This window comes from Mucilaginibacter sp., assembly GCF_025362475.1.
Lineage (GTDB): Bacteria > Bacteroidota > Bacteroidia > Sphingobacteriales > Sphingobacteriaceae > Mucilaginibacter.
The window spans coordinates 40175-56705 of record NZ_JANYGH010000020.1; the positions used below are offsets into that span (position 1 = coordinate 40175).

16 protein-coding genes are annotated in these 16531 nt (G+C 41.2%); 6 read left to right on the forward strand and 10 right to left on the reverse strand.

Features of this window, described 5'->3' with window-relative positions; all coding sequences use genetic code 11:
- Nucleotides 1-274 precede the first annotated feature (274 nt).
- The 4 genes from pstB to Q0R88_RS07690 are packed head-to-tail and all read right to left on the reverse strand — an operon-like array spanning nucleotide 275 to nucleotide 3599.
- Complete coding sequence (gene pstB / locus Q0R88_RS07675; RefSeq protein ID WP_295714596.1) at nucleotides 275-1036, reverse strand: phosphate ABC transporter ATP-binding protein PstB; 762 nt, start codon at nucleotides 1034-1036, stop codon at nucleotides 275-277.
- Nucleotides 1029-1874 (reverse strand): phosphate ABC transporter permease PstA, encoded by an 846-nt coding sequence (gene pstA, locus Q0R88_RS07680; RefSeq protein WP_295714599.1) that lies wholly within the window; start codon nucleotides 1872-1874, stop codon nucleotides 1029-1031. Before pstA ends, pstB begins: the two co-directional genes overlap by 8 nt.
- The gene (gene pstC, locus Q0R88_RS07685; RefSeq protein WP_295714602.1) at nucleotides 1871-2761 is read right to left on the reverse strand and encodes a phosphate ABC transporter permease subunit PstC; all 891 of its coding nucleotides are present in this window, start codon (nucleotides 2759-2761) and stop codon (nucleotides 1871-1873) included. Before pstC ends, pstA begins: the two co-directional genes overlap by 4 nt.
- Before the next feature lies 1 nt (nucleotide 2762).
- Nucleotides 2763-3599 carry a substrate-binding domain-containing protein gene (locus tag Q0R88_RS07690; protein ID WP_295714605.1) on the reverse strand — a complete coding sequence of 279 codons (837 nt, stop codon included), beginning with the start codon at nucleotides 3597-3599 and terminating at the stop codon, nucleotides 2763-2765.
- Nucleotides 3600-4796: 1197 nt separating this feature from the next.
- Here Q0R88_RS07690 and Q0R88_RS07695 point away from each other — a divergent pair.
- The 3 genes from Q0R88_RS07695 (at nucleotide 4797) to Q0R88_RS07705 (ending at nucleotide 7901) form a co-directional block, all read left to right on the forward strand.
- Entirely contained in the window at nucleotides 4797-5837 is a 1041-nt protein-coding gene (locus Q0R88_RS07695; protein ID WP_295714607.1) for a methyltransferase, read from the forward strand.
- Nucleotides 5838-6091: 254 nt separating this feature from the next.
- Nucleotides 6092-7015 carry an aldo/keto reductase gene (locus Q0R88_RS07700; protein WP_295714609.1) on the forward strand — a complete coding sequence of 308 codons (924 nt, stop codon included), beginning with the start codon at nucleotides 6092-6094 and terminating at the stop codon, nucleotides 7013-7015.
- A 115-nt stretch (nucleotides 7016-7130) separates the two neighbouring features.
- On the forward strand, nucleotides 7131-7901 hold the full coding sequence (locus tag Q0R88_RS07705; protein ID WP_295714611.1) for a DUF2310 family Zn-ribbon-containing protein: 771 nt from the start codon (nucleotides 7131-7133) through the stop codon (nucleotides 7899-7901).
- A 184-nt stretch (nucleotides 7902-8085) separates the two neighbouring features.
- On the opposite strand, the gene Q0R88_RS07710 is transcribed toward Q0R88_RS07705, so the two are convergent.
- The 5 genes from Q0R88_RS07710 to Q0R88_RS07730 all read right to left on the reverse strand — a co-directional run bounded on the left by Q0R88_RS07710 (nucleotide 8086) and on the right by Q0R88_RS07730 (nucleotide 12520).
- On the reverse strand, nucleotides 8086-8880 hold the full coding sequence (locus tag Q0R88_RS07710) for an alpha/beta fold hydrolase (protein ID WP_295714614.1): 795 nt from the start codon (nucleotides 8878-8880) through the stop codon (nucleotides 8086-8088).
- 187 nt (nucleotides 8881-9067) lie between these two features.
- Complete coding sequence (locus Q0R88_RS07715; protein WP_295714617.1) at nucleotides 9068-9664, reverse strand: Crp/Fnr family transcriptional regulator; 597 nt, start codon at nucleotides 9662-9664, stop codon at nucleotides 9068-9070.
- Between the two features lie 532 nt (nucleotides 9665-10196).
- Nucleotides 10197-11003 carry an AraC family transcriptional regulator gene (locus Q0R88_RS07720; protein WP_295714620.1) on the reverse strand — a complete coding sequence of 269 codons (807 nt, stop codon included), beginning with the start codon at nucleotides 11001-11003 and terminating at the stop codon, nucleotides 10197-10199.
- A 77-nt stretch (nucleotides 11004-11080) separates the two neighbouring features.
- Entirely contained in the window at nucleotides 11081-11887 is an 807-nt protein-coding gene (locus Q0R88_RS07725; protein WP_295714624.1) for an SDR family oxidoreductase, read from the reverse strand.
- Nucleotides 11888-12019: 132 nt separating this feature from the next.
- Nucleotides 12020-12520, reverse strand: coding sequence for a DUF2165 domain-containing protein (locus Q0R88_RS07730; protein WP_295714626.1), 501 nt, complete (start codon nucleotides 12518-12520; stop codon nucleotides 12020-12022).
- Between the two features lie 138 nt (nucleotides 12521-12658).
- Between Q0R88_RS07730 and Q0R88_RS07735 the strand changes: the two genes are divergently transcribed.
- Nucleotides 12659-13285 carry a hypothetical protein gene (locus tag Q0R88_RS07735; protein WP_295714628.1) on the forward strand — a complete coding sequence of 209 codons (627 nt, stop codon included), beginning with the start codon at nucleotides 12659-12661 and terminating at the stop codon, nucleotides 13283-13285.
- Nucleotides 13286-13375: 90 nt separating this feature from the next.
- On the opposite strand, the gene Q0R88_RS07740 is transcribed toward Q0R88_RS07735, so the two are convergent.
- Nucleotides 13376-14965 carry an ABC-F family ATP-binding cassette domain-containing protein gene (locus tag Q0R88_RS07740; protein ID WP_295714630.1) on the reverse strand — a complete coding sequence of 530 codons (1590 nt, stop codon included), beginning with the start codon at nucleotides 14963-14965 and terminating at the stop codon, nucleotides 13376-13378.
- A gap of 208 nt (nucleotides 14966-15173) precedes the next feature.
- On the opposite strand from Q0R88_RS07740, the gene Q0R88_RS07745 reads away from it, so the two are divergent.
- Both Q0R88_RS07745 and Q0R88_RS07750 read left to right on the forward strand, forming a co-directional pair.
- Nucleotides 15174-15755 (forward strand): Crp/Fnr family transcriptional regulator, encoded by a 582-nt coding sequence (locus tag Q0R88_RS07745; protein WP_295714632.1) that lies wholly within the window; start codon nucleotides 15174-15176, stop codon nucleotides 15753-15755.
- A gap of 80 nt (nucleotides 15756-15835) precedes the next feature.
- Nucleotides 15836-16513 (forward strand): hypothetical protein, encoded by a 678-nt coding sequence (locus Q0R88_RS07750; protein ID WP_295714634.1) that lies wholly within the window; start codon nucleotides 15836-15838, stop codon nucleotides 16511-16513.
- Nucleotides 16514-16531 lie beyond the last annotated feature (18 nt).

Genomic DNA, 16531 nt, shown 5'->3' on the forward strand with positions numbered 1-16531 from the left:
AAAACGTGATCATCTTCCGAATAAACCTTACAGTTTATATCTTAGAAATGAATTCAACGTAGGGCATTGAAAAACCATTGCCGGCTTATCAGAATTTTTATTTGAGCGGGCGCTTTATTTCTGTAAATGTTATAATGGAAGAAGGTGATATCTGATATATAAAAAACACCTCATTGCCTGATGCCCCTTATTAAAGTAAGGATACGGAAATGCAGTATTTGATCTTTGCCTATAAGCTATTATTTTTTAAGCATCATTATAAAAGCGCAGTCCTCTACCCAAAATGCCCTTTTACGTAATTGCCCGTCATTTCCTGTTGGGGTTTATTAAAAAGTTGATGCGTATCGCCCGCTTCAATAATTTCCCCTAAATACATAAAAACCGTTTTATCTGCTATGCGCTGTGCTTGTTGCATATTATGCGTTACGATCACGATAGTATAGTCTTTTTTTAGTTTCAGGATTAGTTCTTCAACTTTGGAAGTGCTAATCGGATCTAATGCCGAACAGGGTTCATCCATCAAAATAACCTCCGGCCGCAAAGCAACGGTTCGTGCTATACATAAGCGCTGCTGCTGTCCGCCGGACAGCTTGGTGGCGGGTTTCTGCAAGTCATCTTTCACCTCATCCCATATATAACTTTCTTTCAAAGCATTTTCAATGATGGCGGGGCGTTCGTGTTTAGGAATATCATTGATCTTTAAACCATAATTAATTTTCTCATAAATACTCTTGGGGAAAGGATTGGCCTGCTGGAAAACCATTCCGATGCGCCGGCGAACTGCTGTAGCCGTAAGATTGCCTTTATAAAGGTTTTGCTCTTCTAGTAGAAACTTACCCTCTATCCTGGCATCCGGCGATAGATCATGCATTCGGTTAAAGCATCTGAGAAGGGTACTTTTACCGCAGCCGGATGGTCCGATCAGCGCGGTTATTTTATTTTCGGGAAATGCTACCGTAACGTTTTTCAATACCTGCTTGGTGCCAAACCATAGCTTAGCAGCGGTTGCCGATAGTTTGATGTGTTCTTTATTCATGCTTACTGTGCTGATACCGGATATAGAAAGCGGATAGGTTTAAAAAGAATACCACAATAATTAATACCAATGCCGTACCGTAGGCTAACGGCCTTACCTGTTCAATAGCCTGGTGTTGGGTGGATAACATATATAGATGGTAAGGCAGCGCCATAAATTCCTGATTTAAATAGGCCGCCGGTTTATTGATGTAAAAAGCAACTCCAGTAAATAGTATAGGCGCGGTTTCACCGGCAGCGCGTGATAACGTCAGCACCAGGCCGGTTAATATGCCCGGAAGCGCAGAAGGCAATACAACATCCCGGATAGATTCCAATTGCGTAGCCCCAACCGCCAAAGCGGCCTCTCGCATCCGATTAGGAATACGCCGTAAGGCCTCTTCGGTAGTAATAATAATGTAAGGGAGCGATAAAAGGCCTAAGGTTAGCCCGGCTGCTAAAAGTGAAGTACCCATTTGCAGGCCCTGGACAAACAGCGCCAGCCCGAATAAACCATAGATAATGGACGGCAAGCCTGCTAAATTCCGTATCGACGCCCTGATGATCCTGGTGAGCCAGTTATCAACAGCATATTCATTCAGATAAATTGCACAGCAAATACCAAAGGGAGCCGCTACGAGGGCAGTTATGAACGTTAGCAATACAGTTCCGATGATTGCAGGTAAAATCCCACCTTTAGTCATTCCATCGGTGGGGGAACTACTGATGAACTCCCAGGATAAGGAGGGAGCACCTTTACTGATCAGGTCCCAGAGTATTATTGCCAGGAAAAAGCAGGCCAAGCCAGTGCTTAACAATAAAGTTCCCCATTCAATAACCGGTGTAAGTTTCCTGATCATGCTGCCTGATATTTCCGGTATTTATTTACAAAATATTCTCCAACAACATTAACCAGCAGTGTCATCAAAAAAAGTACGGCCGCTATAGCAAACAGCCCATAATAATGGGTGGTTTGATACGGAACCTCGCCCATTTCTATAGCGATGGTTGCTGTCATGGTTCTCACAGAATGGAAAAATCCTTTTGGAAACGCAGATACGTTACCGGTAGCCATCAGCACGGTCATGGTTTCGCCGATAGCGCGCCCAACTCCCAACATAATGGCTGCCAGGATACCTGGTGCAGCAGCAGGTATAGTTACCAGTATTAAAGTTTGCCACCTGTTTGCGCCAACACTATAGCTGGCTTCCTTATAAGCATTTGGAACGCCCTCCAGTGCATCCTGAGTTACTGTGATGATAGTAGGTAAAGACATGATAGCGAGTAAAATGGCGCCATTGAGCGCGTTCAACCCATTTGATTGCCCGGTCATTCCGGCAATGCCAGGACCCAGTACAACGATACCTAAAAATCCAATTGCTACCGAAGGAACTGAAGCAAGCATTTCAATTGCTGGTTTCAAAATGCTTTTCAACTTTTTACCGGCATAGTCTGATAAGAAGGAGGCGGTTCCAATTCCTAAAGGGATAGCTATACACATCGCCCCGAAGGTAACAAGGCTGGTACTCACCAATAACGGCAGCATCCCGTAAATAGCGGGGCTTCCCGATGGGTTCCATTGCGTGCCGGTAATAAAATCAAATGGTTTTACTTTTAAAAAGAAAGCTGCTGTATTCCACAGCAGCATTAAAAGTATCCCCGCCAGTATAGCAATCACCATAAGGCCGGTCATTCTGAAAAGAAGTTTGGCAGCGTTATCTATTTTTTCTCTGGTTGCTAATTGCATGTTATTTGGGGATAATGTAGTAACCTGATGTGGTGATTATTTTTTGGCCGGCTTGCCCTTTTTCAAAATTGATAAATGCAGCCACCTTATTCCAGGACGTAAGTGGTATAAATTGGTATAGGGGGCGTTGAAAATAGTACCGATGGGCGGCAATTGCTTTTGTATCTAACGGAGATATGGCCGTCATTCCTTTTTTTTCTATGATTTTTAAAACTTTAATGGGTTGATTAACACCATCGTGAAGGATATAACCTGCGCCGACGTAACCTATACCTGACTTGTCGCGCTTAACACCTTCCACTATTTGTGCGCTGCCGTTCATTTCTTTGGCGTCACGGCTAAATGCTATTTTTAGTTTTTTACTGATGAAGGAGTGGGTACCCGAATTACTTTGCCTGCCATAGATATTGATCTGGATATCTTGTCCGATAACAGGTTTCCAGGTTTTGTACTGCCCGTTTAATACCCTGGTTAAGGATACAATATCAATAGAATCCAAGGGGAAATCCTTACTAACGATAAAAGCAGTAGCATCCTCTGCAAAAATTACCGTGCGGATAGGTATGCCTTTTGTTTTTAACAATTCTGTTTCTTCCCTGTTCAACGGACGGGAAGAATTGGCGATATCTGTTTGCCCGTTGAGCAGTGAGGCAATCCCCAGGCCAGATCCGCCACCGGAGATCGCTACACTGAAGTCGGCATGTACCTTGTAAAAGCCTTCGGCCAGGCTCACTACTAAATTAACCTCCGTATCAGAACCTTTTACTTTGATAGATCTTTCTGCGTTACTACAGGAAGACAGTAGGCCTAATAACAAGTACATTAAATACCTCATCATGAACTTATAAATATCTGTAAGATAAATCAAGGATATTTCCTTTTTTATGGATTTCGACAAACCTGAAATTGAAGCTTCCCGGATTTGGATGCCTGTTAGTGATCAGTTTTTTTCATCCTTTTATTATAGCCCTCGTAAACATTTTAGGTAATGCTGCAAAATTGCTGATTTATAGGTATGATTATAATGATGGTCATCATTAATTAAGTTGATGTCGGTTTCTGTGAATAACTGATGATCCGGTTCTTGAATAAATATGGTGATTTTGAGTGATTTGTATATTGATTTTACCTGTGTTAATAAAAATATAACATATAAATCACTTTAAATTAATGTGTTGTTGCGCTACCTGAACAAAACACTAAGCTATTTTAATGAGATGCATTTAATAATTTGTAAATCATTAAATGCTTTTTTCACTAAGTTGAATGTTTTAGTAATACAACAGTTTTATACTTATATTTATTTACAATTTGAAATAGCATTGCAAAGCGAATAATTATGAGTCCCTCTGCCGAATTGTTCCTAAAGTATAATTACCTTGAAACCAAGGATATGGGATTGCACTTTCTAACGCTGGTTACAGCCGTCCTTGTTTTCTCTTTAAGTTTCGCCGAAAAGGTTTTTGATTTTAAAAATGCACCAAAACGCAAACGCACAGTTGTTATTTTAGGATGGTGCCTGTATCTGATTTCCATAATTTTATGCGGGTTAGGATTAACCTTAAATGCATTAGCTGGTGGCGCGGCCGTTTATGGTAATGACTATAACTATTGGGCTCATTTGTCTTATAAATTCATAATTTTAGCGGGAATCTCTTTTATATTCGGACTCGTTTTTACCATAATATCTGCAATTATTTCAGGCAACAGAAATAAATTGCAAATTGACAATACTGTTATTTAATGTTTTAACCTGTGTAGGCATATCCCCACTTCTTGTCTATCTATAACAACATCTAATAATTCCAATCAGCCATAAATGAGTTCGGGTTTTGTATTCTAAGGACCGCAAAAATGATCAAATGTATGCCAATCATGGAAATGTTGTTCAGAAAACCTTAAATGAAAATCTAAGGCTTTTTTTAGTTATATCAAATTAAATCGCCGTATTTTTAGATAACCTAATTTCTGCCCCCTCCCCCGGTAGAGTTTCCTGGAATGCAAACCAATTTATTAAAACTGATAATTAAAAAAAATGGAACAGCAAACTAACCAGCCATCACCTGAAAACATTATGAAAATTGGCACAGGCTTTTGGGCCTCAAAAATTCTTTTGACTGCAGTGAGTTTTGAATTATTCACCACGCTTGCCAAAAAGAAAACCATGAAGGCCAAAGATGTAAAAGACCTTTTAGAGCTTAAATGCACAGACAGGAATGTTTATGATTTTTTAGATGCTTTAACCGTGTTTGGTTTTTTAAAGCGGGAAGGTATTTTGGATACAGCCATTTATTCAAATACGGTGGATGCAGATACATTTTTAGATAAAAACAAACCATCATATATTGGGGGTATCCTTGAAATGATGAACAATCGTTTATATGCATTTTGGGGTAACCTGGGCGAGGGGTTGCTTACCGGGCTTCCGCAAAACGAAGCAAAAAGGAGCGAGGATTTTTTCGGTTTGATGTACCAGGACCCTGAAAAGTTGAACGAATTTACCAATGCAATGAGCGGTATCCAGATGGGTAATTTTATGGCCTTTGCTCAAAAATTTGATTTTACAAAATATAAAACGCTGATTGATGTGGGCGGTTCGGCAGGGTTGCTTTCAGTTATGGTTGCAAAGGATAATTCCCATATGCATTGTACAAGTTTTGATCTGCCGCCGGTTGAGCCTATTGCAAATGCTACCATACAGCAATTCGGGTTATCAGATCGTGTAAAAACTGCAAACGGCGACTTCTTCACCATGCCAATACCTCATGCAGACATTGTTGTAATGGGAAATATCCTGCATGATTGGGACGAAGAAAATAAAATATCATTAATGAAAAAAGCTTATGACGCAATCCCTGTGGGCGGGGCATTTGTGGCTATTGAGGGCATCATTGATGATGAAAGAAAGCAAAACGTTTTTGGTATGATGATGAGTTTGAATATGCTTATTGAAACCGGAACAGGATTTGATTACACATTTGCCGACTTTAACCGCTGGGCAAATATTGTAGGGTTTAAATCAACCGCAATCGTTCCGTTAGCGGGACCATCAAGCGCGGCAATAGCATACAAATAGGGCCGCGTTACGGTTATCGGGTTGAAATTTTTCTCAACCATTATTTCGATCAGCTGTTATAGGTAAAAAGAAGCCTTATAATATCATCTTAAAGTAAGAAACGGGAGCTGGCCGGAATCATCAAATCTTTGGCGCTTTAGGTGAATTGAAAAGAAAATACGTACCTAACTTTATCCTGGAATAGCTGATAACACAATGCTGTTATTACATGCAGTTTTCCATTTTAATAATTTAGATAAAAAACGTATCATAAAATGAAGTCAACAAATAACCCCCTCGATATGCCGCTGCTTGGGTTTGGCACCTTGATTCCAGATCCGGCCGAGACGATAAGAGCCACCAGGGACGCGCTGGAAGCTGGATTTCGACACTTCGATTGTGCGGAACGATACCGCAACGAGAGCGAAGTGGGCGAGGCCTTACAGGCAGGACTTGCCGCTGAAGGACTTGCCCGCGAAGACATCTTTGTCACCACCAAGTTGTGGAACACCAATCATAGACCCGAGTTTGTTGAAGGCGCATTCGAGGCGAGTTTGAAGAGGCTCCGGATCAACTATCTTGATCTCTATCTCATCCACACTCCGTTTGCATTTCAACCGGGGGAGGAGCAGGATCCGCGCGATGAAAAGGGTAATGTCATTTACGATCACAGCGTGAATTTGCTCGACACCTGGAGGGCGATGGAGGATCTTGTAGACGGTGGCAAATGCAGGGCTATCGGACTGTCTGACGTCAGCTTGAAGGAATTGTTGCCCATCTACGAAGCGGCGAGAATTAAGCCGGCCGTGGTCCAGGTTGAAGCACATCCATATCTGCCGGAAACAGAGCTCCTGGAATTCTGCAAGGAGAAGGGCATAACATTTTTAGCTTTTGCACCATTGGGTCATGGAATGAGGCCGGGGCCGCTAGAAGACCCAGTTGTTTTGGCGATTGCTGCACGGATTGGAAAATCACCGGCCCAAGTGCTATTGGCCTGGGCACTGCAGCGTGGCACGGCTCTGCTTACCACGCCCAGAACTGCCGCCCGCGCGCGTGAGAATTTCGACATCTCTCCCTTGCCCGAAGACGCGTTTGAGGAAATCAATCGCATTAAAACCAGGCAACGATACAATGCAGTGGTGAAGACCGGCGTCCCAGGTTTCATCCCACGAGTTAATTTGGACGAGACCACTGAATGACGGACCATTGGTGTGTTATAGGGAGATTATTGAAAGCCTTTAGATGAAAATCTGGAGGCTTTTCTATTGGATTTCTTTTTTAACTTAGGGATGTTGTGATAATATTAATCTCTCAGTGTACAAGCAAAAAATATCGATAACTATAAATTCTGGTTTTGAGAAAGAGAAACTATTTGATGAATTTATTATTCTGATGGAAAGTCTTTGTCGAACTGGTCAAATTATGGGTGGGATTGAATCTCCTTACTTTTCGGGAAATGAAATAATTTCTTATCAAACCTCATTGGAGTTAAACTCGTTGGATACACGATATAATGATGAATGGGTCAATGTTAGAATTAAAAATTTAGAGGAGAGGTGTGATTCTAAATTAAATACCGAAGTTATTGGACAACATATTCCATTTTATAAGGATGTCTGTGCTTGCAATAGTAGCGATTCGTACGTCTTATTTACTACCTATTCAAATGAGAGTTCACCCATTGATTGTGGTACTTGTGGGCATCCGGTTCCTATTTATCAAATAAAAGGATTAACAGATAAAGATCGGACTGATATCGAATCCTGGGAAGGTGATTATGTTTCCTGTGATAATCTGAATATGGGTTGTAACGTTGGAGAAAAATGGGCAATAAAACAAATGTCTGACGCTAAATCTCAACTTTCGCAATTCGGCCGGGATATTTGCCATAGAATAGCGAAAGCGACGGGTGTACCTACTTATTATTATCTTTTCAACTACCGGGCTATTTCAGTTGCGAAGGATAAATCAAGAAAATGCCCATCATGTAACGGAGAATGGTTTCTGGATGAAAAATGGTTGGGTTTCTATGATTTTAAATGCCATAAGTGTCAATTAGTTAGTGCATTAACGAGTAAAAGTTAATGTGCCTTCAAACCCCTCGCTAATATCAATCAAACATAAAAGAGTTCGGGCTCGGTAGTCAGGGATCAAAAAGAGGCCTGCCATGGGAAATTTATTCGCTAAAATTTCTATCAGATAAAAGTTTAAACAAAAAGGCCGTCTTCATTTAGAAGGCGGCCTCTTTGCTGGTATTATATTCTTTGTTTTATTTTGATGCTGTTAGCAAAATGGCGGCTAATTTAGCGGGCATTGATATAAATGGGGTATGGCTGCTTGGTAATGAATATTCTTTACTAACCGGACTGTTTTTCACCATTGTTTCCTGCAATGGTAAACTAACTGCATGGTCATTCGCAGTGTGGATATATACTTTTTTTACACTGCCGAATTTTTCGTTGCTTAATGTAACCGGTGTTGCCAATGGTGCTAAAGGTTCTGCTTTAACGCTATTGATGATGAAGTCGTTTATCTGTGCAGGAGCATCGGCGGCGAATACATCAATTATGCCATCTTTAGCAATGTTTGCAGAACCGGTGGTCTGATCAATTTGTAAATATTTACTAACATGGCTGTCTGCATCCTGCTTTGCAAGGGATAATAAGCTTTCTCCATTTTTGGGTAAGTAAGCGGCCAGGTAAACTAATTCTTTTATTTGACCGGGGATCTCTTCCGCCACCTCGCTGATAACCAAACCGGCCATGCTATGGCCTACTAAAACTACATTTTTTCTGTCGCCTATTGCATTCTTTACAACATCAACGTAGGATTGTAAACTGATGTTGGCAAATGAGGTGGTGTCGGTTCCGTGACCTGGCAGGTTCACGGCAATCACTTCGTGCCCCTGGGCTTTTAGTAACGGAACAACGGCCTGCCACGCTGTTGCATCAGACCAGGCTCCGTGAACAAGGACGATAGTTGCCGAATTTTTGTTGTTTGTTTTTTGGGCTTGAGCAGTAAAACCTAATATACTCATTGCCATAACTATTATTGCTGTTTTCATTTTGTTTAATGCCTAATTGTTTAGGACAGCACAAACATCGGGGTAAGCCGGCGGGATAATTTTAACCCAGGTTAAAATCGAAAATTTGAAAAGATTTTTTGTACGCAGTACGCCAATAGAATAACCCATTGAAAGGACTTATGGATAAACCGGGTAACAATTGCAGGAGAATGGAATATTATAAGATTTATTTGCCTACCATTCGCTTCCGAATCCGGCTCAAGGATGGTCCCTGGATGCCCAGATAGGAGGCAATATGATAAAGCGGTACAGCGTTAAAAATATTCGGGTGCTTTTCCACCATTTCCCGGTAGCGATCCTCTGGAGTTTTAAATAAGAATCCTTCTGTATTAACCATTACTTCATAAAAGGCTTTTTCGGCAACCATCCTGCCAAATCTTTCCCATTGATGAGATTGCTCATACAATTCATTAAGATGATCGATATGTATGTATAATATTAATGAATCAGCCATTGCTTCTGTATAATAGTCGCACGAAGTTTGGGTTAAGAAACTTTTATAAGAAGCTACAAATTGATGGTCTGTAAAAAAAAGCATATTCTTTTCTTCACCTGTTTCTCCATTTACGCGATAGATTCTAAACACCCCGCTGATGATGAACCCCAGGTGCTTACAAATATTTTTATATTCATTATAGAATTCGCCTTTTTTATACTGTTTTAGTTTCCAATGCGGCAACGACAGATCAAATGCATCGGCTTTCATGCCGGCAGAGCCCAATGTCGTGCGTAATAATTCTATCTCTGTTGTGCTGTCTAACATGCTATAAAAATATCACTTTTAAATAATAACGGTTGAATGTGTTGGGATTATTACTGAGTTCGGTTGCGCAACCCCACTGTTCGAAGTCCCCGACTTCGAACCACTATGCCTGTAGTTTGCAAAACAGTAACCTGTTTATATATTTTCCCTAAATAAAAACACCATCTGGCGCGAGTATGCAACCAAGGGAATGAGGGCAGAGTACTCGTGACTTTATGAGATCTTCGCGTTAAGGATTGTACAGGATACCGGCCTGGCGCGTAATGCCTGCAGGCGTATGAGGGGAAAGCCTGGGCCGTAGGCAACGCCATAATAATTACGCTATAGTTACACCGGGATTATGGGGGAGCACTATGGATTTCACCGACATTACCATCTACAACGTTACTTGAACGCCTGATTTAACCCCTACCTTCCCTTCCCCGAGGAAGGAATCGCGCACGGCCCCGGTCTTGCATTTTTTTCGATCACTTAAAATGTGATTTTAATCTAATTAACTATACAAAATCCCTTATGGCGAATTTGTTTTAGCCTAAACCATTGATGGCGCTAAACCAAATAACTTTTTAAAGGCCACAAAGAAATGCGCGTAATCCTTAAACCCAACCTCCAGGTACACTTCAGAGGCTTTGACCTTTTTTTCCTTTAAGAGATAGTGCGCGTCTTCAAGCCGCTTTTGTAACAACCAGCGACTTGGCGTTGTATGGTATATTTTTTCAAAATCGCGCTTAAAGGTTGATAGGCTTCTGCCGGTAAGATAGGCAAAGTGCTGAAGATCGCCATTGTATTGATAATGCTCATTCATATAAGCCTGGAGATCTATTTTGCCCGGTTCGTTGAAATCAAACAGCAGGTTCCTTAGTTCCGGGTTAGCGCCCAGAAAAACCAATACCGCTTCCTTTATTTTTACTTTTACCAATTCGCCATCCATGTGCTGGCTGTGTTCCAGGTAGGGTAAAAGGGAGTCAATGTAATTATTAAAAAGGTGGTTGGGTTTCAATAAAAAAACATTGTCGTACTGCCTGCCGGCAGCGGTTATGTCGCGCCGGAATTGATCTTTTAATTGCAGCAATGTATCGTGATCAATACAGATAGATATGGAGCGGTATTCGCCACCCGGCGGAGGCTGCTTCACAAACTTGCTCAACCGGTTTTTTACGGCAAAGCGGAAGTCGCCGGCTTTAAACAGGTGGGATTTGCCACCAAAATGAACCTCGGATGTGCCCGAAATAATATAGTCGACCACATGCTGCCTTATAAAAAGTTCACCCTCCACCATTCTTTTCGAAACGCAGGAATAAACAATTTGAGGTGAGCGCGGATTGGTGGTGTTAGCCATATGATCAAATATACGGGAACAGGGCTAATGTGCAAATTACATCATTCCTGTTCCCCGAGCTGGAGTTTAATTCCCGGTTAGCCTAAAAATATGGCCGACATTTCTTTTCTTGAAGCTTCGGCACCAAGCTGCAAACGTCGCTCATGCATCTCTTTCGAGTCGGCGCCGGCGGTATAATGTACCTGGTCCTTTCCGTCGGTTGCTGCTTCATATATTACCCCGGCAATTTCTTCGGCGGTTGAACCGCCTGCGTTAGGATCCATCATACCGGCTACAACACCCAGGTAATGGTCCATTAATTCTTTATAGGGTTCAGCAGTTGTAAGCACCATATTTGATCCAAATTCAGTTCTGATAAAACCCGGCGCAACTGTTTTGATACCAATGCCAAAGGCAGCCAGTTCATAGCTCATCCCTTCTGTCCATCCTTGTAACCCCCATTTTACGGCATGGTATAAACTATCAAACGGAAAAGTGACCAAGCCGGCTATGGAGGTGATATTAATAAACAACCCATTTTTCTTTTCCCTGAAGTAAGGAACAAAAGCTTGCGTAACTCGTATCGCACCAAGCAAATTAGTATCAACCTGTTTTAATAATTGCTCGTCGCTTACGCTTTCCAGCGGACCTATTGCACCATAGGCCGCATTGTTAAGTACTACGTCTATATCTCCTAAAGCAATTGCGGCAGCGGCGGCGTTTTTAATTTCCTCGGGTTTAGTAATATCGAGCGGCAAAACAGTGACCCGTTCCAGGCTGTCAAAATCTTTGCCCTTGCTTACGTCGCGCATAGTGGCGATCACCTTCCAGCCTTTGCTGTGAAATAAATGAACTGCCGCTTTCCCAAGGCCGCTGGATGTACCGGTAATGAATATTGTTTTCATGTTTTCTTTGTTTTAATGATAACACAAAGAAAGGTGGAATAACAACCCACCGCCTTGTTGAAAAGGTCAATTTACATTGCTTAAACGTTCAGTTGAAAAAGCGTATTTTTTTGACTATCAGCTAAATTATCACTACTCCTCTTTTAAATGCAGCAGAATAAGAACCAGGACCAGGAAGCTGACAATTCGCTCCGCTGCGCCTAAGCCATTCCAACTTGTACTTTGCCACATCGCAAACCATTCACCGCCCACCACTTCAAAACCTAAAAACCAGATTATTATTCCAATAGTAATTGCCGCGACAGCCCAATTTTTGGACGCATGAAACACCGAAGCATCTGATTTTAAGTTTTTGAAAAGCAGCCAGCCTCCCTTAATGCCGAAAAATGCCATCAATGCTTCCATCGCAATAAGGATAATATATCCGGCATGAAAAAGAAATGGGCTTTCCACATGCCTGTAATATAAATGGCTGCGCGGGAAAATCGTATCCATTTTCATCACATGCTCCACAAAATGATAATTGGTGAAATAGTCGGTTATATTGCCAATAACAACCAGTAAAGTCATTAAGGCGATAGCGGCAACAGCCACGGTTTTGGCAATGCGGAACAAAAACTGAACTGGATACATAACGGTGATGGTTGGTTAAACAAATATGCTATTTCCTTTCCCGATTTTTGTATATTTAGGAGTTAGCAGTTTTGCACAAAAGGATCTCATAAAAACTAAATAAAGCGACTGCTTTGGCATATTCTAAACCGATATTGTATGCTTAGAAAACACTCGATTTTAATTGGAATAATCATTTCTTTATTACTGCTGCTGGTAGCTACACTGTATTATCCGGGCGGCTCGCAACACGACAAAAACTCCATTGGGTACGACTGGAAAAACAACTACCTGAGTAACCTCTTTGGCGAAAAAGCAGTTAATGGCTTAAACAACGGATCCCGGATTTGGGCTATTTTCGGCATGTTGTTCCTTAGTGCCAGTTTTGCTTTATTTTTTATCGAAATTTCAAAGAAAATACCAACAAAGGGCGCAGCCAAAATAGTTAGATACTTTGGAGCCGGTGCAATGATATTTGCATTTTTAGCCGTGACACCATATCACGACATTATGGTTACCATAGCATGCACCATGGCCCTCGTAAGTATGTTTTATATTACCGTATTTGTATACAAATCCAGGTTGCTTTTATTTAAAATTATTTCCACCATTTGTCTTCTTGCTTTTTATTGCTCAGAGTATGTATATTATACCAGCAGCTACCTGGAGGTTTTACCCATTTTACAGAAACTTACGCTGTTCATCACAATTACCTGGGTTTTATCTTTACAATATTTTACAACAATAGCTGATTTTCAACCCGGAAAGAATGCTGCAACACAATAGATGATCGAATAATGCATCGGGATTGGATGATAATCAATATTCAGTACCCGGCAGTATTCAATCGCCGGGTACTTTTTTTAGATCACGTCCTTATTCAATATCGATGGAACGTTCCATATTTATTTGTTTCAGAAAAAAATCATCGTGAGATACCACAAGGAGCGTTCCTTTATATTCATTAATGGCGGAGGTTAAAATTTCAATGTTCTGAATATCCAGGTTATTGGTGGGTTCATCCAATATAATAACATCGGGTGCCTGCCTGCCTATTGTTAGGGAGCAAAGCATCAATCGCATTTTCTCGCCGCCACTAAGCGCATTACAGGGTTTACTCCAATAGTCCTTTGTAAATAAAAAACGGTTTAAGCGAATTTTGATATCATGCTCCTGTAATGCACCCGAATTAAATTGTTGGGTCTGTTCATAAACGTTAAGTTTATTATCAATCAGTGAGTAGTCCTGGTCAATGTAAATAGTGCTGATAGCTGCCCTGTCAATGGTTCCTGCAAGCGGCTCTAACTCACCTAAAATCATTTTTATTACCGTTGTTTTACCAGAGCCATTTACCCCATTGAGTGCAATACGTTCGCCACTCCTGATTTGGAAATTCAGCGCCTGTTGCCAAAGCAATTGATTGGCGTATCCAAAGTTGATGTTTTTTGCATCAATCAATACCTTCCCCCTGTGAAGCCCGGAATTGTTGAACCCCATCTTCATTTTACCGATATCCGGCAAATCGCTCCGTAATTGAGTTAACTCCTGCGAAATAGAACCCACTTTTTCTGCATGTACCCCTTTTACCCGCGAGGTACTTTTCTCTGCATTGTTTTTGAATGTGTTCATAGAAATAGTGGGTAGCCCAGCCTTTTCCTGCTTTTTCTTTCCCCGGGCATCCAGTTTTTGCTGCCGTTCCAATGATTCCCTTTCGGTATCCTTTGCTTTACGGAGCGCCTTTTCTTTGCTTTTAACATCCTGGTTTAAAGCATCGCTTTCAATCATTTTTTGCTCGGCGTAAAAATCATAATTGCCACCGTATACTGTGATGCCGTGTTTGCTGAGTTCGCAAACCGTATTCAGGAGATTTAATAGGGTCCTGTCATGGCTTACCACCACCAGCGTGTTGGAGGTGGTTTCGATATAATTGTAAAGCATGGCCCTGCTGGCTCTGTCCAGGTGATTGCTCGGTTCATCCAGTAAAACTATTTGGGGGCGGTGCATGATTATGCCTGCCAAAAAAACTTTCGTTTTTTGTCCGCCGCTCAGTTTTTCCATTTTTTCAGAGAGATCTAATCCTTCAAGGTCCCAATGCGCCAAAGCTTCTCTGCAACGTTCTTCTATTGCCCAGTCATCATCAAGCAATGCCATATTTGTATCGGTTACGTTGCCGTCAAGAATTTCTGTTAAGGCATTTAATTTCGCGTCAATTTCAAGGGCCTGGGCAATACTATAATCATTATACTGGCCAAAAATCTGTGGCACATAGTATGGCCTGGTGGTAGTTTTTATGAGTCCGTTTGAAGGTTGTAATTTTCCGGCCGAAAGTTTCAGCAGGGTAGATTTCCCTATACCGTTATTGCCAATTAAGGCTATTTTATCTTGTTTGTTGATAACGAGGTTAATATCAGCAAACAACAAATCCCTATTGGGATGTATGTAAGCAACATCTTGCAGAATAAGCATAATTTCTTTTAAAAGAGTGAATAATTACAGGAGCCTGATAGGGTCCTGTTTATTTTCCCGGAAAGAAATTAGCTATTACATACAGCGGTGTTTTAATTACGCAGGCAAAAATAAAAAAATACTATGAAATCTGTCAAACAAAAGGGCTTGGGATGTTGAAATATTATACCTGCAAATTTTGATTATATTCGTTCAGCTAATTTATCTGATGAGTAAAGAACACCTTTCTGCTTTTTTTCACAATAGCAACCTGGTTTCATTATCTATGGCTAAAGAACTCGCCGATAGGTTTGAACAAAAGGTTATTGCAAAAAATCATTTCCTGCTTACCGAAGATAAGATAGCCGATGAATATTTATTTCTTGACAAGGGTTATATGCGGGCCTTTGCCTTCGATATTGAGGGAAATGAGATAACTACTAATTTTTACGCGCCGGGACAGATCATTTTTGAAGTGGCTTCATTTTTCAACCGGACGAGATCAAAAGAAAACATACAGGCTTTAACAGATTGCGAAGGCTGGTTTATCACCTATAAGCAGTTAAATGACCTTTTCCATTCTTTACCCGAATTTAGAGAGTTTGGACGATCGATGCTGGTGAAAGGATTTTCGGAACTCAAAACCCGGATGCTGTCTACGATCACCGAAACAGCGGAAGAGCGTTATGCCACTTTATTAAAAACTAAGCCGGAGATATTTCAGCACGCCCCTTTAAAAAACATTGCAACCTATCTTGGCATTACAGATACCTCATTAAGCAGGATAAGGGCCGCCCTTTCAAAAAAATAAACACATTATCATTTCTTGTCATTTGGCAAGATGCCGCGGTTGTAGTTTCCCGTCCTTTGTTTCATCAAAACAACAAAACGATGGAACATTTACCAATCTATATCCCAGTAATATTTGTACTCACCACGTTGCTCACCGTAGCATTGATGTACAAAGCCAGCAATCATTCCAAACCCGTAATTATTATCATGCTGCTGTGGCTTGTGTTGCAGTCAACAATCGGTCTATCAGGGTTTTACCTTATCAGCAGCGGCACTCCTCCCAGGTTCGCGCTGTTACTCATGCCGCCGGTTGTGCTGATTGTAATTCTGTTCCTTACAAAAAAAGGCAGGCTGTTAATGGATGGCTTCGATGCAAAAACATTAACGCTGATCCATATCGTGAGGGTTCCGGTAGAGCTCACCTTATATTGGTTATTCCTCCATAAGGCGATACCGGAAATTATGACTTTTGAGGGCCGAAACTTTGATATTCTGTGCGGGCTAACCGCGCCGTTGATTTATTACTGGGGATACATCAAAAATGCACTCGGCAGGAGCGCGCTGCTGGCCTGGAATATTGCTTGTTTATTACTACTGGCCAATATTGTTGTTACCGGGATATTATCAGCGCCGTTTGATTTCCAGAAGCTTGCCTTCGATCAGCCTAACGTTGCCTTGTTCTATTTCCCCTTTGTATGGCTTCCTTGTTTTATTGTGCCCATTGCATTACTGGCTCACATAGTCAACATCAGAAAATTAATCAAAAACAAAAATTAACACATTTTAAATAAGTAG